Consider the following 25,410-nt stretch of genomic DNA (forward strand, 5'->3'; position numbering starts at 1 on the left):
TTCCGCGCCACGGAAGGACCCATGACCAGCAACGACGACCGCGACTGGCGCACCCGACAGTTCGGCGAGCAGACGCACCGGCAGCAGGCCTATCCGCAGCACGGGTATCAGGACCACGGCTACCCCAACCGGGGCTACCAGGGCCAGGGATATCAGGAAACGCGGTATCAGGACCAGGCGCATCAGGACCAGGCGTACGGCCAGACATCGTGGGTCGAGCAGCAGCAGGCGACACCCGAGCACAAAGAACCGCCGACGCCTCCCGCACCGCCGGCGCAACGCGTGTGGCCCTGGGTCCTGCTTGCGGTGGCAGCATTCGTGATCGGCGCAGTACTCGGCGCCGCCGGCATGTCGAGCAGCAAGAAGTCGGCGTCCAACACCCAGACCGTGACGGTTCAGGCACAGCCGACCACCGAGACGCAGACGACGACCATCACCGCGAGCACCACGACCACCACGTCATCAGGAACAAGCAGCAGCGCAACGAGTTCCGCCGCCTCGGGACCGCGCACCAGCTTCGGCGACGGCACGTGGATGGTCGGCTCGGGGATCGAGCCCGGCACCTATTCCACCGATGGCGGCGACGGCTGCTACTGGGCTCGGCTCGGCGGGCTCTCCGGTGCCACCGACGACATTCTGGCCAACGACAACGCGTCCGGCCCGGCAACGGTCACCATCTCCGGTACGGATGCCGCGTTCCAGAGCCAGGACTGCGGGACCTGGACTCTCATCCGCTGACGGCGGCGCGGAACTCCGGCGATTCAAAGAACGGCGCCACCCGTCGGCGCAGCATCCCGTCCAGGTGACCACGCTCGTCCAGGCGGGAAATCACCAGCGGCGCAAAGCGGATCGCTTCCTCGATGAGATCGTCCCGCTCCACCCCGAGTTCGGACAGCAGTTCCACCAGCGCGGTGTCGCCGTACTTGTCGAAGACATGGTCGATGCCCTCGTCCAACAGCGCGCCGAAGTACTCAGTATGCCGGAAGTCGCGCCAGAACTCGAAGATGACCACGACGATGTCTTCGATATCGCCCTCGGAGACCAGGTCATTGAAAATGCCGACGGCACTGTCGCTGTGCTTGCGCCACAGTTCATTCGCCGTTCCGAGCACCAGATCGTCAGTGCTGGAACGATTTCCCTTCACCACGAACTTCGCGCCCGTGCGGGTCACGCGCTCGACGACACTGTCGATCGTCGGTCGCAGCGACTGCACGGCGCGGGAGGTGCCGCGGCGCAACTTCTCCGGCAGTCCCGAAGCTTCGTCGACGTCGCCCGACTCGATGGCGGAATCAACCGCGCGCTGCATGATCTCGACGCAGATGTCGATGGTGACCGGGCTGTCGAGGATCCGGCCGATGAGGCGATGCGTGATGTCGAGGTCGGCTATCGCGCCGGCCAGCTCACCGAATCGGCGCTCATCGATCACGTCGCCCATCCGGGTCTCATCGTTGACCGTGTGGGCATGCAGCCGGGCGGCAACCTCCCCCACCAGCTCGGGGATGGCACCCTCGACCGGTACCTGGATCGCGTACTTGTGCGCGACATCCTTGACCAGCTGCCGATCCATCGACTCGGTCAGCGTCATCGTGGCCGGGCCGGCGAGATAACTGTCGACCTCATCGATGACGAGCTGCTCGAACTCCCGGGAATCCAGGAGTTGCCGCTTATGGAACTCGACCTGCGCATCGAGCAGGCGCTGGGCGAGATCTGAATGCGTGTCGTCCGGCATGCGCTCCAGCCTGGCGTATTGCCGGGAGCCCCGCAAACCTCGCGGCTTGTCGGACCTGCCTTGCCGGTGGCCGCTGGTCGCGCCCGCCGGCCGTTCGGCTCATTGCGCCGGCCGGTGCCCGCGCAAACCCCACCTCATACGGCATTTCCGCACCTGTTTCAGGGTTGGAAATGCCGTACTGGGTGGGGTTTAGGCGTTCCGCGGAACGCGGGAACTACTTGGCGACGGCTTCGCGCTCGTCCCAGACGTCCATCAGGTGGGTGAGGATGTCGGTGGCCATGCCCAGGCCGCCGAGGTGCGATTCACCGGGCATCACGTGCAGCTCGGCATCCGGGAGCAGGTTCACCATGTGCTCGCCGTGTGCGAACGGGACGATGTGGTCTTTGTCGCCGTGCCACCAGCGGACCGGGACCGTGACGTCGCTGACCTTGAAGCCCCAGTCGCGTGCGAACACGATGGCGTCGGCGAACGGCGCCTCCATGCGCCGCGATCCGCCGTGCAGCAGGTCGTCGAGGAACATCGCACGAAATTCGGGGCGCGCCAACAGCTCTCGGTCGCCCTGCGGCGACAGTCGACCGTAGACACTGATCGCGGGCTCGGCGACTGGACGGGCGACGCTCAGCAACGAGCTCACGACCTTGCCGATCGGCGCGCCGGCCACCTGCAGCATCGGAGCTGTCCACAGCGCGAGCCGCGGGAAGCCGCCCTCTGCCGCTTCAGAACCGACCAGCGGCGCGACACCGCCCAGCACGCCGGCCACCATCACCCGCTCCGGCGCCGCATGGGCGACCGCCAATGTGTACGGGCCGCCGCCGGACAAACCGATCACGGCGAACTTGTCGATGCCGAGCGTGTCGGCCACCGTGAGCAGATCCGGCGCGAAGTCTTTGATCGACTCGTAGCGATATGGGGTCGACGCGCCCACGCCAGGACGATCGACACCGATGATGCGGAGCTGATGATCTTCGCCGAATTGCCTTGCCTCGGTCGGGATTTGACGACGGGCACCCGGAGTGCCATGCAGCCAGAAGACAGCCCGCCCCTTAGCGGATCCGAACTCAGCGAACCCGATGCGCCGGCCGTCGCCGACGGACACCGAACCCTCGATCTTGGGGCGGTCGATATCGATCATGAGATAAGCGTGACACAGAATTAACTCCATCGGATTTGACAACCGTCCAAACGAGCTTTGACCGATACACCCCAATTCGACCGATGCCGTGCCACGCATCGTCGGTCGGCTGCCCCACGTCCCGTCCAGCACCCGGTGCGGTGGCGGAAGTGTGCGCGGCAGGCGCGGCGAGCACCTCGGATTCGATACGCAGTAACGCAAGACGTGCTCGGAGTAGCTTGGACGCGATGGCCGCATTCTTTGTCTGGGACTCCAGCATCATGACAACACGTCGCCGGCCGTGCAGCGTGGACGACGCCCGACAGCTAGCACTACACCAAAATTCGTTCCACTCCAACAGAATTGATCAAGCGTGAGGAGACGAACCGTGACCACCACCATCGCCGAAATGATCGTTGCGGGTTTGGCCGACTTGGAAGTGACCCATGTCTGGGGCGTCGTGGGCGATGCGCTCAATCCGATAACCGACGCGATTCGACGTGACGACCGAATTGAGTGGATGGGCGTCCGGCATGAGGAAGTGGCGGCGTTCGCGGCCGGCGCACAGTCGCAACTGACCGGCACCATCGGCGTCTGCATGGGCACCGTCGGGCCGGGGTCGATTCATCTGCTGAATGGGCTGTACGACGCCAAGAAGTCGCATGCGCCAGTACTCGCGATCTGCGGTCAGGTGCCCAGCCCGGAAATCGGCAGCGACTTCTTTCAAGAAGTAGACAACAACGTGGTGTTTCGCGACGTGGCAGAGTTCTGCGCCACGGTGACATCGGCCGAGCAGATGCCGCAGCTGCTGGAAGAAGCTGTGAATGCGGCCGTGTCGCGCCAAGGAGTGGCGGTGCTGACCGTTCCGGGCGACGTCGGCGGACTCAAGCTGCCCAATAGCACTGCGCATCCACACTTCGTTGCCCGCGACCGCACGATCATTCCGGGCCAGGCAGAGGTGACGGAGACCGTCGACATCATCAATGCCGCCGACAAGGTCACTCTCCTGGTCGGGATGGGCGCGCGCGAAGCACGCGCTGAGGTCCTGCAGCTCGCCCAAACATTGCAAGCACCAATGGTGTTGACGCTCAAGGCGAAAGAAGGACTCGAACACGACAACCCCTATGAAATCGGCCAAACGGGCTTGTTGGGCAACCCGGCCGCGAACCTCGCTCTTGAACGATGTGACGTGCTGTTCATGGTGGGTACCGATTTCCCGTATCGCGACTGGTACCCGAGCGGCAAGACGGTGATCCAACTCGATACCCGGATCGAACACATCGGTCGACGCACGTCCGTAGGGACCGCCCTCGTCGGGCACTGCGCGCCCGCGTTGCGGGAGCTGCTGCCGAAGTTGCGTACCAACTCGGACGACAAGCACCTGAGCAAGTCTCAGAAGGAATACCAACTGTGGCGTACCGCGCAGCAGCGGCTCACCGATCCGACGCACGATCGGAAGCTGGTCGGGCGTATCCGCAAGCACCTCGACAACCCGGATGAGTTGATCCGGCCGGAGTCGGTGGCCGCATCGGTCGATCGCCACGCCGCGGACGATGCGATCTTCACTTCCGACACCGGGATGTCCACGGTGTGGCTCGCGCGGTTCGTCACCATGAGTGGCACGCGCCGGCTGATCGGTTCATTCAACTTGGGGTCCATGGCCAACGCGATGCCGCAGGCGCTCGGGGCCCAGGCGCTCGACCGTGGGCGGCAGGTCGTAGCCTTCTGCGGCGACGGCGGGTTGATGATGCTGCTCGGCGACCTGCGCACCGCGGTTACCTATGACCTGCCGGTCACGTTTGTGGTGTTCAACAATGGCCGGCTCGGCATGGTCAAGCTTGAACAGGAGCAGGGTGGGCTACCCGAGTTCGGCACCCAGCTCGACAATCCCGACCTCGCCGCGGTCGCCAGCGCCATGGGTCTGGAATCGTTTCGGATCACCGACCCGGATGACGTTGACGAGAAGATCAAAGAGGCACTTACCCAACGCAAGCCGGTCCTGCTGGACATCCTCACCAATCCGGAAGAAATCTCGCTCCCACCCGCACCGACGGTCGACCAGGCATGGGGCTTTGCGATCGCCAAGGCCAAGGAGACGCTGAGCAGCCGCGAGTAGTCCGCTGGTTGTCGGACTACAGCGCTAGCTTGATCAGCTCGGCCGCAGAATGCTCCCGCATCCGGCCGGACCGAGCAGATTGGACGGCTGGGTCATGAAAAAGACACTCGGATGGATCATCGCGTTCTTGGTCCTGTTCACGATCCTGATGCTCGGCGGTAAGACCGCCATGGACATCGTCGTGTGGTTCATACTCGTCGTGGCCGGGTTTTGCGCGATCATGTTCGCGCTGGGCGCGCTGATGTGGATCGGCAAGGCCACGCGTGTAGTCGGCCATGTGATGGACCGCAATGATCCGCGATCACCGAACTACCAAGGCGGCCAACGTGGCTGACACCGACACGGTGAAACGTAAGTCATTTGCCGGTTCCGCTGCTGGACGAACTCGACCAGCCTTACTCAAACTTCGGCAATCTCAGGGCCTATGTTCTAATGCGGGTGGGACATCGAAATCAGGTTGGTCAGATTGGATGCCAGCCCAAAGCTTCCGTTCGTCCACTGCTTGAGCTCACACCGACCCGGTGGACCTAGTGCTGGAGTCCGTTCCATCAGCGAACGGAGCTTGGTCCGCGCTGCCAAATCTACTGATGGAGGCAATGAGGTCAGACCATCGGGTTGCCGAATTCATCAGCAGATCCCAGCGCTTTTGTCGATTGCTCTAACAATTGCGCTATCCAAGCCGTCATCTCCGCGCCACCCATGATGGAGTCATCGACAAACGCCATCTCACGGAGCAACCGCTGTGTGCTGTCACGAATCAGGTCGCGGCGATCAACTGTGCCATTGGCGACGGCCTTTAGGTACAGCTCGACGAATGTCGAAACCAGTAACGGGTTGGTGCCGATAGTGTTTGCCCGCTCGGTGAGCTGATTGAAATCCGACTCCAGCAGCTGATCGACGGCCGACGGCGCGCCTTGCAGTTGGACAGCGCGCCACCATTGACGCCCCCACGTGTGCCTTGTCAGGTCCGACCCGATCCAGCGTTCACGGTTCCACCGACCGGACTTGCCCACCCACTTCCATCTCCAGTGCGTCACGTCGGGTAGCAATGCGATCGCGCACCACGACCAGACCTCACGCGAACCGGCCTCTGACCAATTCATCGGCATCAGACCTGGAAGCTGGCGGAACACCGCCGCGTCGAACTCTGCTCTCGCACGATCGCCTGGGTCCGTGCCCTGCTGAAAGCCGTGCCGCACTTTGAATCCGAACCCGGCGGCAGTCTCTACAACCGTGTTCCGGAGCACTTGAATCTCGGTCTTGCCAGCTCGCTGACCGATCCCGCTGAACGCGTAGCTATCGGTTGAGAGATCCTTCTCGGGTCCAGTGTCATCTCCCAGAACCTCCAGCCTCGTCTCCGCCTTCGACCGGTCCAAGCGCGGCCAAATCAGGGGTTCAGTCACGGTCAGAACACCCGCCCTGCGGCCAGCCCGCGCGCCATCCCCTGGAACACGCTGCTTCGACGACCGATCTGGTTCGGTTCACTAAGGTCACCGAGGTCGACATCACCGGTTTGTTCGATCAGGGAGAAGAGAACATCTCCAACAGTGCCGGTCTCAAAGTCGCCGCCAGCGAGATCTCCCAGCGACTTCATCGCATACGCGAGTTCGAGAACCACTTGCATCACACCGGAACTCAGCTCGTCCAACAATGCCTGCTGCTCGCGATTCGGCTTCTCGGACTCTATCGCCTTAATGAGGGGCTTGTCTTTTTCGTTGACCAGTACCTGGAACGTTGAGCTGAAATCAGCGTCAAGATCGGTACTGGTCTCCACATGCCAAGACGCGCGGCTGTCATATGGTCTCGCGTCGAAATCGACCACAGCCATCGGAAACATTGATCCTTCGCCTTCAAGGACCACCGATATGACGTCGGTATAGAGAATCGAACCCCGCCGATGCGGAGTCCCCGGTGCTGGACGATCGATGTCGGCAAGCAGGATCAGTGACGTCGACAATCTGATCGTCCCGCCGATCTCGTTCCCGGGGAGTGTGACGGACACTTCGTTCCGAGGTTCCAAGACTTGTTTTGTCAGCACCCGGCGCCGAATCTTCGAGCTGTCGCTCATCCAGGTCACTACGAGGCCGAGTTCCGATTGCTCAGGGAGACCGCACCGCTGACGAACTGAGTCCAGATTCATCGTGACGCCGCGAGATACGTTGAGATCGGTCCCTGACACCCAGTTGTCTACCACCGCACCTAAAGGAGTCGATTCACCACGCATGTCCAATGTCCACGGCTGCATTTCGATTGCATCCGAGTCCGGTACCAGATACGGAGCGACGAAAGACTTCGCCATCCCTACCCTCCATCCCGAACAGTCACCCGCACCGAGACATCATCGAGTGCGCGGGCCCGCGCGGTCCACCGTCCGGGCCTCATATGGGCGGAGTCCAGCACCGGGCCATCGATACGGTCGTTCGCGTTCCCATCGAAGTACCAATAGAGCACTGCGGTCTCGGCGGCACCCGCAGGCGCATCGAACGGATTCTCCTTCCGCCCGCTCGCGAGGATGACCGACGCTTCCGCTGTGAGGAGCAGCCCCTCGGGAACCGACTCGGCAATCTCGACCTCGCAGTCCACGTAGGCGATCTGGTCCGATACGACAACATGCGACTGCCGTCTCACTTCGTAGGCGGAAGCACGCTTTCTCCCAGGTCCGGAGCCGGCCGATTTCCCCTTCGCCGGCGTCGGACGCGTGCCTGCGGCGCCGGCGACGAATGCGCCCAAAGAACTCGATAGCCTACCCAGCCCTTGGACTGCCTTAGATCTGGTGCCACTCGTTGCCTCGACCTGTTGGCGACACTGGTCGCCCAACCACGTCTTGGATCGCTGGACAATCCCTTTGGCCGGCCCGACCAATGCTCCAGTCTCCCAACCGTCGTGGGTCGGCGGCTCCGCCTGCGCGAAGAACTCATCGACCGTCGCCGATGCCACGAAGGCCCCGACATACCCGATATTGGTAGTCGACATCGGCTCGCCCGGGAAGTAGTCGACGATCAGCTCCGCCTGCCGCATTCTTGCTATATGCCGGTACGGCGCCTCGATTGGGGCCGTCGCCTGCATGCTCTCCCACACCGAATTGCGATCACCGTACATACTCGGCATGGTTCTCTCGATAGAGAGGTGGCCAAGGAAACCGTACTTCTTCATATGACTCGCCATCGTGAAGTCAGTACCTTCTGCAGCCCGCAGGTTGACGAGCGCGCTCTCAAAGCTCGAGAACACCGGCATGTCTTTCAGTTCAGGGAACTCATACTCGACGCCGTTCACCTCGAGTTCGAAATCGATGCCTGCTTGATTCGGCGTACCGACCAGCTTCGGCCATAGATACCAATAGATGTGCGCGCGCAACCGAGCAGCGAGGAGCTCGACATCGCCATCGATTTCGTCGAGCTCCAAATTCGGAAGAATCACCGTGACATCGGTGCCAGTGATTCCGTCACGAAACCCTGGCAACCCGAGCTGGTCTGCGATCTGGGCAGCCGCATCGCCTGTAACCGGATCCGGAATATCATCGTTGATGGCTCCCCACCAATGCCGACCGGTGAACCTGCGACCCGTGCCATCAGTTTCAATACCCCCCAACGCAGCACCCATCAGACGGCGGCTGGACTCGTCGCCGTCTGTGTTCAATGTGTCAACGAGAATCGCACCGGCCTCGCTGATGCGGTAGAAGATCCCCTTGCCGAAGCCGTATGTGCCTCCGCCCAGATCCTTGTCTCGAGGTTCACCGACATTGCGTATGAACTGGACGAAGTTGGCGACCTGATCTGGCTTGTCCGGTTCATCTGACCTAAGCGGACCACCCAGTCCACTCGTGCCCCTATCGGAGACGGTCAGGATCCAAGAATCAGAGTGAAGGCCTGCGAGCAATCCGCGCTCTTGGTCGGAATCGCTCGATGCTCCGATCCAATGTCGCCACTGGATCGCGTCGCTTCCAAGCTTGCGAAGGCTGATCTTGAATAGGATCCGGTCGCCGGTGCGCGCATCCCAGCTGTTCTGGACGGCCTCTCTGACGAGGATCGCAAATTCCGGCAGGCTCGGTCTTCCAAGTGCCCTCTTGATGCCCTCCGCTGTGCCTCCGCCTTCAGGAGGGAAAGGCTGCGACCACCATCTGATCGCCTCACTCGACATTGCGTACTCCTTGGCAATCGCCCACGGCCGAAAACTTGAGATACGGCCTCAACTCCGCAAGGTCGAGGTCATAGCGCACTGACGATACGGCCGGCTCCGCGCCTTCGCGAAGATCAGACCTGTCAATGCGCGGGAAATCCGAATTGACTGAGCCGATGAGCGTCGATTGAATCGTGAATCGCGTCGCGTCGACGTCAGTGTCAGACACACCTAACAACGCGGCCCGGTCTCGAATTTCTGGCGCACCTTCGGCTACGCTCAAAATCTCCCCGAGTAGCTCAGCCACCGTCTTTCCCGAAGAGTTCTCGACGATCTGCCGGATGACCAGGTGCAGGGGCTTGTCATCTGAAAGCGCGAGTTGATCCAGGCCATGAATCGTCAAGGCTGTCGAGTCCTCGCCGACCGACTTCACCTCGATCGATGCGCCCGGTAGCTCGAAGTCGTGGGGCTTCCTGTTAGGGCCAGTCCACCAATCCGGCCGGAAGCCCTTGACGTTCTCAACCAGTTCTTGCAGGACTGATAGCTCGCCGAACGCAGCCAGTCGTTCCTGATACGTCAGAGCCCTCGACTCCGCCAGCGTTGCAAAGAGTCGACGCCACGCAGCCACTGCCGCCGCAGCAGCAGCCGCGGCGTCCTTGGCGCGCCCGACGGCCTCCACCACATCAGCTATCACCTTGTCGAACTGGCCGTTCAGCACCTCGACGCGGCAATGGATATCCAGGTACAGCCCCTCAATTGTGTCCTTGCGGCCGCCACTGAATCGAAAGTTCCTCGCGTATACGGCAAGCGGGCTTCGTGTATTGGTCGCAAGCTCCTCCACGCTCTTTGGCACCAGCAGGTGATGGTCGCCCTTCTCGTCCACCGCGAGCGCAAGATGTCTGCCACCGGCTCGCACGGGGAGGTTCTTCGCCCGCCAGCTCTCGTCGACCTCCGTCCCCGATCGCCCGATATCTGCCCAGTCGATATCTCCTATGCCAAATCGCCCGGCCACCGCTATGACTCCCACATTTCGTCGTGGGTATCGATTTCCTCAGCGTGGTCAGCCAGCTCGACCGATAGGTGCGTCGACTTCACCGAATCGACACCAGCGACCGAGTCTGCGGCCCTTGGAAATACGAGCGCCAATCCCATAACCGGACCAACTGCATCCATATTCTCGCGTACTTTTGCACTTCGATCCGAGCCCGGCTCACTTTCGGGATCGATCGGATACAGGACAAGCAAACCCTTCGATCGCGTCTGCTCATTCTCTATGCGCCGAAGTTTCAGGCTCGCCTCAGTAAGTTTCCGAGCCTCCGCAACACTCAAACCCTCGATGTCGACGACAAGGTCTTCCTTACTCATCAGGGTCTTAATGTCGGCGATCGATCCACTGTCTCGGTATGGCGCACGCTGCACGGTCTTGATTTTCGCACTTCCAACCTCACGGAGGCCGCCTGTGCCCGACATCAAAGCAATATTCCACGATGTCAACTGCGCTTCGTCAAGCGCGTTCTGCTGCTCGATATACTTGAGGATCATCTTGATGTTCATATCCGCCTGGTCCGGCAGAACGGAGAAATTCTCGAGGAATGTGCGCACACTCGATACTGTTACATTCTTGAACAGGCGGCCACCATTCGGCAGGGTGCTCTGCCCCATTCTAGACGAGTCGGCAAGCAACCGTTCGGCTGCCATCCAATTGTTTTCCAGCCAATCTTTATCATAGCGCTTGAAGAACCGCGTCTGCAATCGCGCGCCGGCGTACGACGTGCGTTGCGGTAGCGCCGCACCCATCTTTGCGGTCACCCGCAGCGTCGGGTGTGTCCGTATCTTCACCGCCGCCTCTTGGGGTGTGATGTTCTGAAGCTCGTATACGGCCATATCCTGGCGCATCTCATGTTCCACGAGAGCTAGATGCCTGAAAGCGTGCTCCAAGCTCTTTGTAGTCCAGATCCGCGGAAGATCTTCGTAGCCGACTCTGAATCCGAACCAGCGCCCCATCTGGAGCAGCGTGTCATATGTGTTCGTAGGACGAATAAAGAGGCTCGAAACCAGACCTTCAAGGGTAATTCCCCTAGAGAGCGTATTCCCGCCGATCGCGATGATAGTGTTAGTCGTCCCATTTTCGTAGTTTAACCGCTCGTCACTACGATAATTGTCGACTATAATCTTGATATCCGCGATCACTTCAGGAATTTTTTCAAGAATCGCATCGAAGCTTTCAGCTCGACGTCCCCAATCTTCGGCCGGGACTCTTGACGTCTCATCAAACCACTGCGAACGCAATTCACCGATAATTCCAGCATCCATTACAGACCCCGATACCGCCTCACTCAGCATCTCGATCTCGCGATCGATGACCGGAACATATTTATCGTGAACCGCCGTCTGGAATGAGGTATGGATCAGCATCGAGCTATCACCAGCGTCGCCGCGCACCCACCGGGCGGCTGTCGCCAGCACGAACCATCTAAGCGCTAGACGAAGTCCATCGGTAACCACAGGAACGAAGCCATCGACTTCCCTTTTCGACATCGGCCGAAGCTTGAACTCATCCTCATCTGGGATGCTGCGCACCATGTCGTAGCCGTCGACATCAGCCTGGCCTACCCCCGGGTCATCACGACCGAAAAGCATTTCCGGCCCGAAGTACCCTTTCGGCTGCGGCAGAGGGTAAATAAAGTCGCGCGGATATAGGTCGTCTTCATCCGATGGGTCGATGAAGACATTCGCGAAAGGAGTGGCCGTATAGCCTATGTATGTTCCGCGTGGCATCAGAGCGAGAATATCTCGGATCAACGGGTTAATTGTTGCCGTTTCCACCGAGGCCTGGTCCGCCTCGTCATCGATCACGAGTACAGATGCAGCCTTAAGCGCGTTACGCGCCTCCGGGCGGCCTAGCCACTTCAAGAGCTTTTTCAGAACTGCCGCATTCTTCTTGACGACCAGTAGTGAGGTCTTGTCGTGTGCAGTAAGGAACTGCACTGCGTCCTGTTTGTGCGGACCGGTCTTCGCGTCGACTCCGACCTTCGTAAGGTCGAAGTCGCCACCGAGGCCGGTGATGGTGAACCAACGCTCGGAGTTCCCCTCGACCAGGTCTTCGTTCAGTCGCTCCTGCGTCTGCTCACGCAATGCATTATGAATGCCGGCGAGGACAATTATCATTCGGTAGTTCCGATCGGCCAATTTTGCCGCAACCGCCGTGAAGTTCGTTGTCTTGCCGCTCTGAATGAAACCCACGACAAGTCCTCTTGCGGACCGCGGAGGCCCCGACGGCGCCGGAGTCAACCTTACGATCGTGTCCGACGCGCTGTTGAGCGAAGGAATCAGCGATTCGCGCCCCTTTGTGATCAACTTCTGACGGAACTGAGCCCACCGCGGGTCTGAGGGCAACGCCCCTTGATACCAGGACTCTTCATGGCGCGGCTTCAATACTGGACCGCCGGTCTGCACTTCGGCAACATTGGAGTTGAACCGGGCTGCCAACTGCTCAGCGGTCTCCTCGTCGATCATCCCGGCCCCGACAAGGTAGTCCGCAGCATTCTCTGCACCACCGTGCTGCATCGCCCAATTAGCAAACACCTCGAACAGATTTTCGAGATCCCTGGTCATACTCCCCCTTCAGTGAACCTAGTTGGCGTAAGAGCTGGTCTGGCCATACAGAAAATTACGCTTTGACTGAAATCCTGGCGGGCCGGCCTGAGCGTTCAGCCGGAATAACTCTCTCGAGGAGAACACGATCGGACGTTGCTCCATGATGAATCGCAGCCAGTTCGACAGAGCGGTCCGGCGAACCCACGAGCCTTGTCACAGAGTCCGCGCCGAAGCCATCACCGACTACCGTCGCCCGCAACCGCTTTGCCGTCGCCCGGGTTGGAGCGCCCCACGCCCCAACCCGGGTTTCGAAGAACTGATCGCTCAGTTCCGGAGCTGCGCCCACCAGCCACGCCAGCACATGCGCCCCTAGTCGCGGTGGGATCGCGTTGCCGATCTGCTGGGAGATGTCGCTCCCGCTCCATGGGTAGTCGATAGGAAAGGTTTGCAATCGACCGGCCTCCGAGTGGCCAAAACGTCGCTCGCCGCCTCCGCCCATCTTCACCCTGTTCCGAGACACCTTGCCGGTCACCGTGAACGCGGGTTGATCGTGGCGACGACGGCATCGAGTACTCGCATCTCCACCTAGGGAGTAGTTCGAGATCACCGTGAACGGTTCATTCCAGGCAAGCGCTTCACCCATGCTGATCCACTTAGGTCGGCCAGTCGAGGGATCCAAACGCGGTCGTGCTCCTGCCGACGTCACGCTGTACTTCTGATGCGTCGGTTGCGGGAGGTTGACATTCATACCGTCTACTTGCCAGCGCGCCGCGAGGACCGCTCGACGGCGCGTCTGCGGGACTCCGTATTCCTCGGTTCGCAGCACAGCAACATCTGCCCCATACCCTTTGCTCTCGAGCACCCGCGCCATCGCCTCCCATACCGGCTTTACCGCTGGCACTTGCTCTAGCAGAATCGCCTCAAACGGTCGCCCGGCATCCAGCGCGAGAAGCGCCCAGATCAAGGGCTGCAGCACTAGTCCGGTGCGCGGATCGTCGTGCTGCTGCACCTCCTCGTTGACCTCATTGACCCGGCCGTCGCCCAACATCTCGACCAGCTCGATCACGCGTGCCAGAGCCCGGCGACCATGACCCTTTCCTGCAACAGTGAACGTCTGGCAGGGCGGCCCCCCGGCCAACACGTTTATCGATTCGGTGAAATCGGTTGGCTTCCATTCGGTTACATCACACAAGATGGAACTGAGGCCCGCCGCTTCCCGGGTTTCTACCGCGGACTCATCGAACTCGATGCCGATCGAGGGAACGCCCAGCCAATGGGCCGCGACATCCAAGCCGCCAGGACCAGCAAACAGGTCCACGATCATCGGAGACTCCAATGGCGGCAGCTGCCCAGTCCTGTCGTCGGTCATGGAATGCACATTAGCCGGCACCGCCGACACGATGTGGGCAGCGCGCCGGCCATATTCGGACAAAATCTCGGTCAGTCCACGCGAGCAGACCTCGCCTCCGGACGAGCGACGCTAGCGTGGTGAGCGTGACATCGTGGGCGAGCTCGGAGGGATCCCGACGATCCATGCAATCGAATCGACGTCGCGATACGCAGCCCGAGGTCCGAGTGCGCCGACTCCTGCACGCCGCAGGCCTTCGCTACCGAGTGGACTTCGCGCCCCTCGGCGGGCGGCGCCGCGCCGACATAGTGTTCACCCGCCGTCAAATCGCCGTGTTCATCGACGGGTGCTACTGGCATGGATGTCCCGAGCACGCAACTCTTCCCAAACGCAATGCCGACTACTGGCTGCCCAAGCTGAAGCGCAACATTGAACGCGATCGGGAGACCGACGCGTCGCTTCGAGCAGCGGGATGGCAGGTGCTGCGCTTCTGGGAACACGAGGACCCTGATGCAGTCAGCAGTTCGATCATCGACTCAATCCGCAATCAATAGTCGCCCGAGTAGGGCCCGCCGCACTGCGCTTCGCGCCGTACCCGCGTATCAGCATCCATTGGTCAGCGCCAGACCCGAGGCTCGCATGACTCGGTGCGTCACCGCCTCGGCCACCTCAGCAGCGGAACCGACGATCCGTACCCGCTCCCGGGCCCGCGTGACCGCCGTGTAGAGCAGCTCCCGGGTCAGCAACACTGATCCTTCCTCCGGGAGCACTACGGTGACGGCGTCGTACTGGCTTCCCTGGCTCCGGTGGATTGTCATGGCATAGACGGTCTGCACGTCCGAGATGGCGGTCGGGTGCATGAGGATCGGATCGCCGCCACGTCCGAAGGCCGCCATCAGCGATTCTCCCTGCGCCACAATCACGCCCGTGTCGCCGTTGTAGATCCGCGCCTCGTGATCGTTCTGCGTGACCATCAGCGGCTGGCCGGCATACGGATGCGCCGGATCGAGGCGAACACCGATGCTCTCCCCCACCCATTCCATGGCCCGCTGCGCCCATTGCTCGACGCCGTACGGCCCCTCACGGTGCGCACACAGCAGTCGGTGCCGCTCCAACCCGGCCAACGCTGCTGCAACGTTGCCTTCTAACGCAGCCGCAGTCACCTCACCTGACGACTCAACCACGTCGTCACGCAGCCCCGCCAAATCATCGGGCGCACACAGCGTTACCTGATCGGACTCGGCAATGATCCGCAGCACCTCATCGGCGTCCCCAACCCGAATGGCCTCGGCAACCGCCGCAATGTCGCCGCCGAACCGCCGACCGCGCGTCAGCCGGATCACGCCCGCACCCAGTCGCGATCGCTCCCCATCTGTTAAGGCTTCCGCGCCCGATGCCGACAGATCCGCAGAAACCAGTTCCTCCACAACTGGATTCACCGATCCGACCAGTGGCCGCGCGACCAGGTCGGCCAGCACCGCACCCGCATCAACCGACGTCAGCTGATCCGGATCGCCGACCAGGATCAGCCGCGTATCTGCGCGCACCGCCTCCAGCAGCCGGCACATCAAGGTCAGCGACACCATCGATGTCTCGTCGACGACGATGACGTCGTACGGCAGCCGGTTGTGCGCGTCATGCGCAAACCTGTTCTTGGACCCCGGTTTCCAGCCCAGCAGCCGGTGCAGTGTCATCGCCGATAGCTTCGGCAGTCCCAGCTCCGCGGCCTGCTCAGCGACCGCCTCCTCGAGACGCGCTGCCGCCTTTCCGGTCGGCGCCGCCAGGCCGATCCGCAGTCCTGCACCCTCGGATTGCAGCAACAGCGCCAGCACCCGGGCGACGGTATGCGTCTTACCGGTACCCGGCCCGCCCGCGATCACCGTCGTCCACATCGACGCGGCCAGCGCCGCCGCAATACGCTGCCGATCGGGTGCCACGGCGCCCGCGAACAACGCATCGAGATCCGCTGCCGATACCCCCACCGCCGGGAACGATGAACCTCGCGCATCGAGGATGTGCCGAATCGACTGCTCCTGCAGGTAGTACCGCTCCAGATAGAGCAGCCACCCGTCATCGGTCTGCACGAGCCGCAGCGGCCGCAGCTCACCGCGATCCGATCCGTTCACGAGCACGCTGTCCGATACCGCCGCGACGATCTCGTCCACCGTCGGCCAGGGCAGCTCGTCGATATCGCCCTCGAAATCCTCGATACCGATCTCGCGCAGGCGATTCAGATCCAGGCATACCGAGCCGGCCCGCACCGCGCGCACCGTGAAGGCCGCCGCCAGGTCCACGGTCGGATCGCTCGAGTCGGCCAATGACGAGAGCCGGAGCGCCACATGGATATCCGATGCGGCGAGGATTCCCGCCTCGTTGAATTCGCGAAGCGCGCCGCTCGCGCGCTGCACCACCAGACTCATCCGAACAACTCCATCTGTCCGGCGTCCGGGTCGGGGGCCACGGTCACGCCCGCAAGCAGGTCCGACAGTTCGACGATCAACGCGGCCGGCGGTTCCCAGTCGAACACTCCGCAGCCGTCCGGCGTATCCGGCCCCGCCATCCCGCGTACGAACAGATAGCGGACGCCACCCAGATGCACCGCCGGATCGTAGTCGGGCAACCGCCACCGCAAGAAACGATGCAGCGCAACGCAGTACAGCAACGCTTGCAAGGGATAGTGCGAGCGGAGCATCTCGCCGGCCATGGCGTCACGATCGAAGTTCCGTACGGTCAAATCGCCGGCGACGATCCGGTTGGTCTTGTAGTCCACCACCACGTACTGGCCGTCAACCCGCAGCACCGAGTCGATGCTTCCGGTCAGGTAGCCGCGCAACGCCGTCGGCTCCAACTCGCGGAGCAGCGACGGATACGACGCCAGCGAATCGCCACCGGGTAGCAGCCGTGACAGCAGACCCGCGATGTCATGCAGCGTCACTTCGGCAACCGTCTCGTCGCCACCCGCAAGCGGCAGCTCGAACTCTAACTCCGCCAGATGATCTCGCGGGGCCACCTCGGCAAGCGTGAACCCGCCACAGGGCGTGCGCATCGCCAGCCCCAGGGCGTGTGCCAGCGCGTCCGGGTCGATGTCGAACAATCGCTCCGCGACCGCCTCCCGGCACTGGGCGCGCAGTTCGGCATCCAGATCGGCCGCGGCGGTGTCCACGAACTCCAGCACTTCATGCACCAGCGTTCCGAATGCGGCGCCCGCGGGCAGCCCATTCATCGGCGACGGTAAGGCATCGTCCTCCCCGGCGTCGACAGCCGGTATCTCCGAATCCGATTCGTCATCCTTGACGTCTTCCTCGGCTTCGCTGCGTACGCCGGGCGTCTCGTGTGCGGCGGCCGTCAACGCCGAATACGACGTCCGACGCCACTCCATGTCGAGCGTCCGTCGCAGCCGCGCGACCGCCAACTCCTCGACGACCACGTCCGAGTCTTCATGCGCCTCGACCTGATCCGTGACGTCGACCTTCTCTACCGACACGAATTCCGGCGTCCACGCCTCAAGCCTCTCGGCGACCTCCGCGTCCGACGGCACCTTCGTGCTGTTCGGCAATGTTGGGTCGTCGTGCTTGCGGCCGAACAGCATTCGGTGCAGCGGTGCGGCCGGCGTCGAGAACGCCGGCGCCCACCAGACGACCACCTGGCTGCAGGCCCGGGTCAGCGCGACGTACAGCAAGCGCAGCTCTTCGCCCATTCCCTCGTTGTGATGCTGCGATTGCCGTTGCGCATATCCGGGCGCGTCCTTGCCGCCGACGTCCAGCATCCGCTTCCCGCTCGAGTCATGGAACAGCAGCACGTCCTCGTTGGGGTTCTTCGGAGCGTCCCAACCGAACGGCACGTAGACGATGGGAAATTCGAGCCCCTTACTGCGGTGCACCGTGGCGATCTGTACCGCCGCCGCGTCGCTGTCCAGGCGGCGGCTGCGTTCCTTGGCGTCGCCGATGACCGGGTTCTTGATGCGCGCGGTGAGCCAGCGCGACAACGCGGCCAGGCCCAGCCCGTCACTGGCGGCGACCGCGTTGAGCAGCTGGCCGATGTGCCGCAGGTCGGTCAGAATTCGCTCGCCGCCGGTCTTTTCCAGCAGCCGCGCCTCCAGCGACCGCTGCACAGACACCCGTTCGGTGACGGCCGCCAATCCCGACGTGACAAACAGGGCGGCCAGGTCCCGCAGCTCCGACGCCACCTCGGCGACCGCATCGTCGCCACCGGAATCCAGATCGCCGACGGTCAAACCCCACAACGACGTCAGCGCGGCCAGTCGTGCCCGATCGGGCCGCCGCGGCTGTTCCAGAGCCTCGAGAAGCCAGAGCCATTCGTGCGCGGCATGGGTTTCCCACACGCTGGCGCCACCCGCGAGGACTGACGGAACACCGCATCGATCGAGCGCATTGCGCACCATTTCGGCCTGCACACCTGTACGAACGAGCACCGCGATATCGCCGGCGCCCACCACACGACCGTCGAATATCGGTGCGCTGCCGAGGAATCGGACGATGTCTCGCGCGACATCGTTGGCCACCGTCCGTCGTTGCGCGCCGATCGCCGGGTATCCCGACTTGTTCTTCGGGCCCGCATGATTGCGATCGCGGTATCGCAGCCGCAATGCCGGACGCCCGTCGATCCGCGACTTCTGTTGGTGCGCCTGCACCGAGTGCGCGACGATCTGCGAATGGCCCAGCGCCAGGCCGCCGTACACCTGGTCGAGGGCCCCGACGAGTCCGGAATCGCTGCGCCAGTTGGTATCGAGTACCCGATGGTCGTCCGCGACAGCCACAGCATCGAGATAGCTGAGTACCTCGGCGCCGCGGAACGCATAGATCGCCTGCTTGGGATCGCCTACCAGCACCATCGGCAATTGACCGTGAAAGAGCGTCCGGAAGATGCGCCACTGCACCGGATCGGTGTCCTGGAACTCATCGACCAGCACCACCCGGAACTGCCGTCGGATTCGCCCGGCGGCCACCGGCCCCTGCTCCGGGTCGCGCAATGCGTTGTCCAGCAAGGTCAGCAGATCGTCGTAGTCGCGCACCCCTTGCCGCAGCTTGCGTTTCGCGACCTCCTTGCGCGCCGCCTTGGCGAATGTGACGCGATGCCATTCGGGCGTCTCGGCGTCGAATTCGGCGACCAGACCGGCCTGCCGGTCCCCGATCACCGCGACGGCCAGCTTGTGCGCCAACACTGGTTTGATCGGCGGATTGTCGGTGCCGCTGTACGCGCTCAGGTACAGGTCATCGACGACCTCGCTGATCAGGTCGGTCGCGGATTCGACCACGGTGTAGTCATTGTCGGTATCCCCGGCCACACCCAGCCCGTCCAGCATCCGTTGGCAGAAGCCGTGGGTGGTGACGATGGTGGCGGAATCGAAGTCCGAGAGCGCCCGCTGCAGCCGCCCGCGCCGCGCCGCGACTTCCTGTGCCGTGCCGGTCGCCAGATAACGAACGAGCTCGTCGTCGGACGACTCGGGATCGGCCAAACCCGCGGCGGTGGAGACGATTCGGGCGTGCGTACGATCACGCAGTTCCTGCGTCGCGGCGCGACTGAAAGTCACGAGCAAAAGCTGCGACACGTCGGCCAGACCTTCGGCGATATACCGCGTCGCCAGACCGACGATCGCATAGGTCTTGCCGGTTCCGGCGCTGGCCTCGAGCACCGTTGTACCGGTCGGCAATTCACCGGTCAGGTCGAATGCGAGTGGTGTGATCACGGGCGCCCCAACGATTCCGCGTCCAACAGCGGCGCCCACACCCGGTAGGCGAGAACGCCGAAGCGGGTCGTGTCGTCCGACCATCGACGTTCGTCCAGCCAGGGTTCGTCAGCCGTCAGAGTCGTGAACGGCAGCTTCGTCCCGCCCAGCACGTAGCTGAAGAAGCGGTCGTCCCACTCGCCGAACATGTCCGACCACGTCTTCGCGGCCCCGTCGAGCGCCTCGTCCTCCGGACTGCCGCCGTGCCGCCGGTTCGCGTACTCGGCAGCGGTGGCCACCGGTATCGGCATCGGTTGCCGCAGGCCGCGATCGCGCAGGTCGATCAGCTGAGCCAGCAGCTCGGCCGCATTCTCCGGCGCGATCAGTTCCGAACGCCAGGCCGGTGTGGTCCGATACGGGCCGCGACCGAGCGTCACCGCCTTCCACTCCCGGTCGGCGTGGGTCGCCTTGAGCGCCAACAACTTCACCCACGCATCCAGCCGATGCTTGGCGCCCAGACGCGAATAGATCGTCCGCACGACCACCCCGTCTCGAACGTCGGTCACCGTGCCCGTCAGCCGACGCCCGTCGAAATCGACAGACACGTCGAATGATTCGGCCTCCGTCGCGTAGTACCGCTGCGCCGCATCGACCAGATGGTCGACGGCGCGCGTGACCTCCGTCAAGACCTTCTGGCCCAGCTGGAACGGCGGCAATGTGCCCCGCCGCCACTCCGCACCCCGGAACTCCGCAAGATCGTGACCGGCGAGCCGAGTCGCCAGCATGCGATCGCCGAGACTCCACTTCTGCAGCCCATCGAGCTCGATGCTCAACGCGTCGATGATGTCCTCGTCGAGGTCGGTGATACGGATTCCCAAGCGCTGCCGCAGGAGTCCCTGCGCCGGCTGCACCAAGAAGGCCGCCAGCTCGGCCAGGTTGATATCGCCCGCGTCCGCCGCCGGCAGGCTGATCTGCGCCACCGGCCGCTCGGGCACCTTGTCGCCGAGGTCGGACAAGGCACCCTGATAGGCGGCGGTGTCGAAGCTGAAGGGCGCCTTCGCGTCGAAGTTACTGGGGTGAAACGGCTGCAGCGGGTGATGGCGCGCCACGTCGCCCGCCTCGACGCCGGCCGTGGCCGCGACAGCATCGATGATCTCCGCCAACGGAATCGCGGGCGCCTTGCGAGCGCCGGTCACCGGATCGGTTCCGCTGTAGCAGCAGATCAGCTTCTCGGTCGCCGCCATCACCGCGTCCAGCAGCAGCTGCCGATCCTCTGAGCGCAGATCGCGTTCGCCGACAAGCGGGTTCCGGGCGAGCACATTGTCGCCGTCCACCGCGCCTGCCCGCGGGAACACATCGTCATCGAGCCCGATGAGCGCCACCACCCGATGCGGCACCGATCGCATCGGAACCATGGTGCACACCGTCAGCTCGCCGGTACGGAAGTTGGATCGGGTCGGCCGCGGCGCCAACCGCTGCGCCAGCATCGCCCGCACATCGGCGAGGCGCAGCTCCGCCGTCGGATCCGCCATCGTCAGAGCGCCCAGCTCGCGCTGCGCCTGGGCCAGCTGCCAGGCGTCCGCCATCGGTACGTCGGTCAGCCACTCCAGTCCGCGTGCGAGCGTCTGTTGCCACTGCTCCGCGGTCGCGGGTCCCTGCAGATCCCGCACGATCGCGGCGAGCCGATCGGCGAATTCGGCGAATTTCCCAGCCAATTCGATGTCATCGCCGCCGACATCGTCGAGTGGCAAGGCCCGGCCGAGCCACTGTGATCGCGTCTCGTCGGCCGCGACGCCCAGGAGAATCCGATCGATCGCGGTGGCGAAGGTGTTCTGCTCGAATCCGTCCAACCCGAACGCCGCGCGTTGCCGCTGTCCCAGGCCCCAGCGCGCGCCGGCCGCATCGGTCCACTCGGCCAAGCGTTCCAGATCCTCGTCCGAGAGCCCGAACCGGCAGCGAACCGGCGGCGCGGCAAGAAGATCGAGCACCTGGCTTGCCGTCACCCGGGCATCCGCCAACTCGACCAGCGTGCCGACCACCGCCAGCACCGGATTCGTCTGACGCAGACCACGATCGGCGAGCCGCACCCGCAGCTGATGTCCCGGGTGCCCGAGGACTCCTTGGCCGAACGCCGCCCGGATCAACGGCGCGAACGTTTCGATATCGGGACACATCACGACCACGTCGCGCGGCTGCAGCGTCGGATCGTCGGCGAACGCATGCAGGAGCGCCTCCCGCAGCACCTCGACCTGCCGGGCCGGTCCGTGGCACGCATGCACCTGCACCGAACCATCAAGCCGAGCAACAGCTTTCGGCGGCTCGTTGCCTCTGATCGCCCCCTGCAGGCCGCCCAGTAAGGATTGCGGCAGCTGCGCGCCGCCGTGGTGCTCGGACCGCTCCCCGAACCGCGACTGCAACTCGCGTACGTCCCGTGCGAGACTCGCCAGCAACGGATTGTTGGCGGCCTTCACCGACTGATCGTCGTGCCGTCTCGTGACCGGCTCATGGTCGCCCAATGCCTCCCACAACGCCGGGCTGGGATGCGGGAGCCAGAGATGCACGTCCCGATGTTCCCCGAGCGCCCGCAGGACGCGCAGCTGGTCAACGGTCAGCCGGGTCGGCCCGAATACCGAAAGCCGTTGCGGCAGATCGACACAATCAGGTTCGCCGGCAACCCGTTCGCACGCCTGTTGCAGACGTTCGGGAACGCTCGGCACCCCTGCCCGTTCGGCGACCGCCCGCCACAGCCGCGGCTGCCACATCAGGTCCTCCGGCAGCGGTTCGCCGGCGCCATCGTCATCGATGCCCGCGGCCCAGTTCAGGACCAATTGCGGACGTTGACTGGCATACCCGCGGAAGAGGTCGGCCACATGCGCCGCGACGGCCCAGCGTCGGCCCCTGCGTTCCTCATCGGCAACGCCGGCACCGGCCGAATCGTTCTCGGCACCGAGGTGGCGTGCCAGCATCGCCGCCCACGGCTCGCGGATCGACGCATCGATCGCCGCCAGCACCGTTGCGATCAGCCGGTCCCGCTGCCAGGGGTCGGCATCGACGGCGATTCCAGTCGCCTCCCCGACCACACGATCGACCAGCGCCGCCGGACTCGGAAACTCGATGTTCGCCGCTACCCCGTCGCCGTGCCCGGCCGCGCCCAGCACGGACGACAACCGCTGGCCCAACCAGCGCTCGACCCCCTTGGCCGGCACCGCCACCACATCAGGGTCGAACGGGTCGCCGGGCGACGATCGCAGGACCTGCGCCAACGCATCTGCAAGCGTGTCGGCCCGCTCGGCCCGGTGCACCGTCAACATCGCGTCCGATCCTATCGACCGTGCCCGACATCGCGGTGCGACATGCGACAATCGATCGGTGACCTCGGTGGTGCCCGCTCGACACCTGTTGCGTGCCAAAGACTTAGTCGACGCACGCTATTCCGAGCCGATCTCTGTCGATGACATGGCCGCCGCGGCGATGCTGTCGCGAGCGCATTTCTCCCGCGAGTTCAGCAAGACATTCGGCGAATCGCCCCGCGACTACCTGCAGACTCGGCGCCTGGAACGCGCCGCGGCGCTGCTGCGCAACACCGACTACTCGATCGCGGACGTCTGCATCGCGGTCGGGCTGCGCAGCGTCGGCTCGTTCACCACCAGCTTCAAACGCACCTACGGCAAGACGCCGGCAGAGTATCGCGCGTCCATGCCGCCGGCGTCCCGCCGCGCGCGGATCCCTACCTGCATGATTCGGCAGGCAACGCGCCCGATGCCCGATTCCCGGATCTAGAACGACGATCCACAGGACAGCACATGGGGAGAAGACGGCTCCCCGACCTGCGGCCTAGCGTCAGACGCGACACATCCGACCGCCGCAGAAAGGCACCGTCATGAAGATCGCCACCACCCAGCTCTGGGTCCACGACCAGGACGCCGCGCTGGAGTTCTACACCAAGAAGCTGGGTTTCGAAGTCCGCGAGGACGTCCGGCTCGAGGAGATGCCGGGATTCCGCTGGCTCACCGTCGCGCCACCCGGGCAGGACGATATCTCGATCGTGCTGATGTCGATCCCCGGTGAGCCGATGCTCACCCCGGACGGTCAGAAGGAGATCCTCAATCTGGTTGGCAAGGGCTTCGCCGGCGCCGTGTTTCTCACCACCGATGACGTGTACGCCGACTACGACCGGCTCGCCGCCGCGGGCGTCGAGTTCACCGACAAGCCGGAGCAGCGTCCCTACGGCATCGACTGCGGTCTCCGCGATCCCTCGGGCAACACGCTGCGCCTGACACAGCTCACGGACTTCTGACCATGTGCCGCTGCAGATCCGACGTCACCGATACCGGCGCCCGAGCACCGATCGGCCGTGCACGTCAGACCGATTGGGTGTCCTTGACCGCCTGGGGGATGCTGCCGCGGCTCGGTGGGACCGGACTGCGCACGGCGAGGCACATGCCGGCGGCGACGATGCACAGCCCGGCGGCGATGAAGAACGCCATGTCGTAGTTGCCCTGTTGGTCGCGCAGCCATCCGGCGCCCGCCGCCGCGATGGCTGCGCCGATCTGATGGGATGCGAACGCCCACCCGAACACGATCGGGGTGCGATCGCCGAAGTAGTTGCGGCACAGCGCGATCGTCGGCGGCACCGTGGCCACCCAATCGAGGCCGTAGAAGATGATGAACACCCACGTCGACGGACCGGCGTGGGCCGACAGCAGCGACGGCAGCAGTGCCAGCGACGCCGCGCGGCCGGTGTAGTAGATGCCGAGCAGCAGCCGCGGGTCGAACCGGTCGGTGAACCAGCCCGACGCGATCGTGCCCGCGACGTCGAAGATGCCGACGGTGGCGAGCAGACCCGCGGCCATCGTGGTCGGCATGCCGTGGTCATGGGCCGCCGGAATGAAATGGGTGCCGATCAGGCCGTTGGTCGTCATCCCGCAGATCGCGAAACTCCCAGCCAGCAGCCAGAAAGCCGGCGTACGCAGGCCGAGCGCCAGCCCGTCGAAAGCAGCCCGGAAACCCGCGGTGGCCGCGGCCGGGGCGTCGTCAATGTCAGCGCCATAGGGTCCGACTCCCTTATCGGCCGGACGGTTTCGCATGAACGCCAGTACCAGCGGCACCGTGGCGATCGACGCGATCGCCACCAGGCCGGCGGCCCAGCGCCAGCCGTAGTGCGTGGTGACGGCGGCGACCACCGGCAGGAAGATCAGTTGGCCGGTCGAGCTCGAGGCAGTGAGCACACCGGTCACCAATCCGCGACGGGCGACGAACCACCGGGTCGCGACGATCGCCACGAAGCCCATCGAGATCGAACCGGTGCCGATGCCCACGAGCACTCCCCACAACAGCACCAACTGCCATGACGCCGTCATGAAGATCGACAGGAACGTGCCACCGGCGATCAGCACCATGGCGCCGGCCAGGATCGGCCGCACGCCGAACTTGTCCATGAGCGCCGCCGCGAACGGCGCGGTCACTCCGAACAGCGTCATATTGACCGACATCGCCAGCCCGATCACCGCATGCGACCAGCCGAATTCCATATGCAGCGGATCCATGAACACGCCTGGCACCGAACGGAATCCTGCCGCCGCCAGCACCGCGACGAATGCAGTGGCGGCGACGATCCATGCCGGGTGGATGCGTCGGCCCGGCGCGACGGAAGTCGTCATGCGGTCCAGCGTCGCGGAGATCGGCCATGACGACAATTGGCAGGAAT

At 63.8% G+C, this 25,410-nt stretch carries 18 protein-coding genes; 6 read left to right on the forward strand and 12 right to left on the reverse strand.

Features of this window, described 5'->3' with window-relative positions; genetic code table 11:
- Positions 1 to 21 precede the first annotated feature (21 nt).
- The gene (locus G341_RS23100) at positions 22 to 738 is read left to right on the forward strand and encodes an Rv1352/Rv1906c domain-containing protein (RefSeq protein ID WP_018180118.1); all 717 of its coding nucleotides are present in this window, start codon (positions 22 to 24) and stop codon (positions 736 to 738) included.
- Here G341_RS23100 and G341_RS0115720 read toward each other — a convergent pair.
- Both G341_RS0115720 and G341_RS0115725 read right to left on the reverse strand, forming a co-directional pair.
- Positions 728 to 1,729 (reverse strand): hypothetical protein, encoded by a 1,002-nt coding sequence (locus tag G341_RS0115720; RefSeq protein WP_018180119.1) that lies wholly within the window; start codon positions 1,727 to 1,729, stop codon positions 728 to 730. The genes G341_RS23100 and G341_RS0115720 overlap by 11 nt on opposite strands.
- 214 nt (positions 1,730 to 1,943) lie before the next feature.
- A complete protein-coding gene (locus G341_RS0115725; protein ID WP_018180120.1) occupies positions 1,944 to 2,861 on the reverse strand; it encodes an alpha/beta fold hydrolase in 918 nt (305 codons plus the stop codon).
- A 367-nt stretch (positions 2,862 to 3,228) separates the two neighbouring features.
- Here G341_RS0115725 and G341_RS0115730 point away from each other — a divergent pair, with 367 nt between their 5' ends.
- Both G341_RS0115730 and G341_RS0115735 read left to right on the forward strand, forming a co-directional pair.
- Complete coding sequence (locus G341_RS0115730; protein ID WP_018180121.1) at positions 3,229 to 4,956, forward strand: thiamine pyrophosphate-dependent enzyme; 1,728 nt, start codon at positions 3,229 to 3,231, stop codon at positions 4,954 to 4,956.
- 94 nt (positions 4,957 to 5,050) lie between these two features.
- Complete coding sequence (locus tag G341_RS0115735) at positions 5,051 to 5,290, forward strand: hypothetical protein (protein WP_155826991.1); 240 nt, start codon at positions 5,051 to 5,053, stop codon at positions 5,288 to 5,290.
- A gap of 268 nt (positions 5,291 to 5,558) precedes the next feature.
- On the opposite strand, the gene G341_RS0115740 is transcribed toward G341_RS0115735, so the two are convergent.
- From G341_RS0115740 to G341_RS22260, 6 genes are read right to left on the reverse strand one after another with little or no spacing between them, the layout of a single operon-like run.
- The gene (locus tag G341_RS0115740) at positions 5,559 to 6,359 is read right to left on the reverse strand and encodes a DUF6339 family protein (protein ID WP_155826992.1); all 801 of its coding nucleotides are present in this window, start codon (positions 6,357 to 6,359) and stop codon (positions 5,559 to 5,561) included.
- 2 nt (positions 6,360 to 6,361) lie between these two features.
- A complete protein-coding gene (locus G341_RS0115745) occupies positions 6,362 to 7,255 on the reverse strand; it encodes a hypothetical protein (protein ID WP_043451654.1) in 894 nt (297 codons plus the stop codon).
- A gap of 2 nt (positions 7,256 to 7,257) precedes the next feature.
- On the reverse strand, positions 7,258 to 9,093 hold the full coding sequence (locus G341_RS0115750) for a hypothetical protein (protein WP_018180125.1): 1,836 nt from the start codon (positions 9,091 to 9,093) through the stop codon (positions 7,258 to 7,260).
- Positions 9,083 to 10,084, reverse strand: a complete 1,002-nt coding sequence (locus tag G341_RS0115755) for a PD-(D/E)XK motif protein (protein WP_043451657.1) — start codon at positions 10,082 to 10,084, stop codon at positions 9,083 to 9,085. Before G341_RS0115755 ends, G341_RS0115750 begins: the two co-directional genes overlap by 11 nt.
- 2 nt (positions 10,085 to 10,086) lie before the next feature.
- A complete protein-coding gene (locus tag G341_RS0115760) occupies positions 10,087 to 12,687 on the reverse strand; it encodes a Z1 domain-containing protein (protein ID WP_018180127.1) in 2,601 nt (866 codons plus the stop codon).
- 55 nt (positions 12,688 to 12,742) lie between these two features.
- Positions 12,743 to 14,038: a DNA cytosine methyltransferase gene (locus tag G341_RS22260; RefSeq protein ID WP_018180128.1), complete on the reverse strand. Its 1,296-nt coding sequence runs from the start codon at positions 14,036 to 14,038 to the stop codon at positions 12,743 to 12,745.
- A gap of 125 nt (positions 14,039 to 14,163) precedes the next feature.
- Between G341_RS22260 and G341_RS0115770 the strand changes: the two genes are divergently transcribed.
- Positions 14,164 to 14,571, forward strand: a complete 408-nt coding sequence (locus G341_RS0115770; RefSeq protein WP_081622573.1) for a very short patch repair endonuclease — start codon at positions 14,164 to 14,166, stop codon at positions 14,569 to 14,571.
- A 48-nt stretch (positions 14,572 to 14,619) separates the two neighbouring features.
- Here the strand turns inward: G341_RS0115770 and recD are convergent, their stop codons facing one another.
- From recD to recC, 3 genes are read right to left on the reverse strand one after another with little or no spacing between them, the layout of a single operon-like run.
- The gene (gene recD / locus G341_RS0115775; protein ID WP_018180130.1) at positions 14,620 to 16,437 is read right to left on the reverse strand and encodes an exodeoxyribonuclease V subunit alpha; all 1,818 of its coding nucleotides are present in this window, start codon (positions 16,435 to 16,437) and stop codon (positions 14,620 to 14,622) included.
- Positions 16,434 to 19,724: a UvrD-helicase domain-containing protein gene (locus G341_RS0115780; protein ID WP_018180131.1), complete on the reverse strand. Its 3,291-nt coding sequence runs from the start codon at positions 19,722 to 19,724 to the stop codon at positions 16,434 to 16,436. Before G341_RS0115780 ends, recD begins: the two co-directional genes overlap by 4 nt.
- The gene (recC, locus tag G341_RS0115785) at positions 19,721 to 23,014 is read right to left on the reverse strand and encodes an exodeoxyribonuclease V subunit gamma (protein WP_018180132.1); all 3,294 of its coding nucleotides are present in this window, start codon (positions 23,012 to 23,014) and stop codon (positions 19,721 to 19,723) included. The genes G341_RS0115780 and recC overlap by 4 nt, the downstream gene beginning before the upstream one ends.
- 58 nt (positions 23,015 to 23,072) lie before the next feature.
- Between recC and G341_RS22265 the strand changes: the two genes are divergently transcribed.
- Positions 23,073 to 23,483: a helix-turn-helix domain-containing protein gene (locus tag G341_RS22265; protein WP_018180133.1), complete on the forward strand. Its 411-nt coding sequence runs from the start codon at positions 23,073 to 23,075 to the stop codon at positions 23,481 to 23,483.
- Between the two features lie 100 nt (positions 23,484 to 23,583).
- Positions 23,584 to 24,000 carry a VOC family protein gene (locus tag G341_RS0115795; RefSeq protein WP_018180134.1) on the forward strand — a complete coding sequence of 139 codons (417 nt, stop codon included), beginning with the start codon at positions 23,584 to 23,586 and terminating at the stop codon, positions 23,998 to 24,000.
- A 64-nt stretch (positions 24,001 to 24,064) separates the two neighbouring features.
- On the opposite strand, the gene G341_RS0115800 is transcribed toward G341_RS0115795, so the two are convergent.
- Positions 24,065 to 25,363: an MFS transporter gene (locus G341_RS0115800; protein ID WP_051092853.1), complete on the reverse strand. Its 1,299-nt coding sequence runs from the start codon at positions 25,361 to 25,363 to the stop codon at positions 24,065 to 24,067.
- Between the last annotated feature and the right edge of the window lie 47 nt (positions 25,364 to 25,410).

The sequence above is a fragment of the Jongsikchunia kroppenstedtii DSM 45133 genome (genome assembly GCF_000380485.1).
Classification (GTDB): domain Bacteria; phylum Actinomycetota; class Actinomycetes; order Mycobacteriales; family Mycobacteriaceae; genus Jongsikchunia; species Jongsikchunia kroppenstedtii.

Bases quoted from the DNA above. Each gene is read 5' to 3' on its own strand.
- G341_RS23100 (WP_018180118.1), top strand. From the start codon at position 22: ATGACCAGCAACGACGACCGCGACTGGCGCACCCGACAGTTCGGCGAG.
- G341_RS0115720 (WP_018180119.1), bottom strand. From the start codon at position 1,729: ATGCCGGACGACACGCATTCAGATCTCGCCCAGCGCCTGCTCGATGCG.
- G341_RS0115725 (WP_018180120.1), bottom strand. From the start codon at position 2,861: ATGATCGATATCGACCGCCCCAAGATCGAGGGTTCGGTGTCCGTCGGC.
- G341_RS0115735 (WP_155826991.1), top strand. From the start codon at position 5,051: ATGAAAAAGACACTCGGATGGATCATCGCGTTCTTGGTCCTGTTCACG.
- G341_RS0115745 (WP_043451654.1), bottom strand. From the start codon at position 7,255: ATGGCGAAGTCTTTCGTCGCTCCGTATCTGGTACCGGACTCGGATGCA.
- G341_RS0115750 (WP_018180125.1), bottom strand. From the start codon at position 9,093: ATGTCGAGTGAGGCGATCAGATGGTGGTCGCAGCCTTTCCCTCCTGAA.
- G341_RS0115760 (WP_018180127.1), bottom strand. From the start codon at position 12,687: ATGACCAGGGATCTCGAAAATCTGTTCGAGGTGTTTGCTAATTGGGCG.
- G341_RS22260 (WP_018180128.1), bottom strand. From the start codon at position 14,038: ATGACCGACGACAGGACTGGGCAGCTGCCGCCATTGGAGTCTCCGATG.
- recD (WP_018180130.1), bottom strand. From the start codon at position 16,437: ATGAGTCTGGTGGTGCAGCGCGCGAGCGGCGCGCTTCGCGAATTCAAC.
- recC (WP_018180132.1), bottom strand. From the start codon at position 23,014: ATGTTGACGGTGCACCGGGCCGAGCGGGCCGACACGCTTGCAGATGCG.
- G341_RS0115795 (WP_018180134.1), top strand. From the start codon at position 23,584: ATGAAGATCGCCACCACCCAGCTCTGGGTCCACGACCAGGACGCCGCG.
- G341_RS0115800 (WP_051092853.1), bottom strand. From the start codon at position 25,363: ATGACGACTTCCGTCGCGCCGGGCCGACGCATCCACCCGGCATGGATC.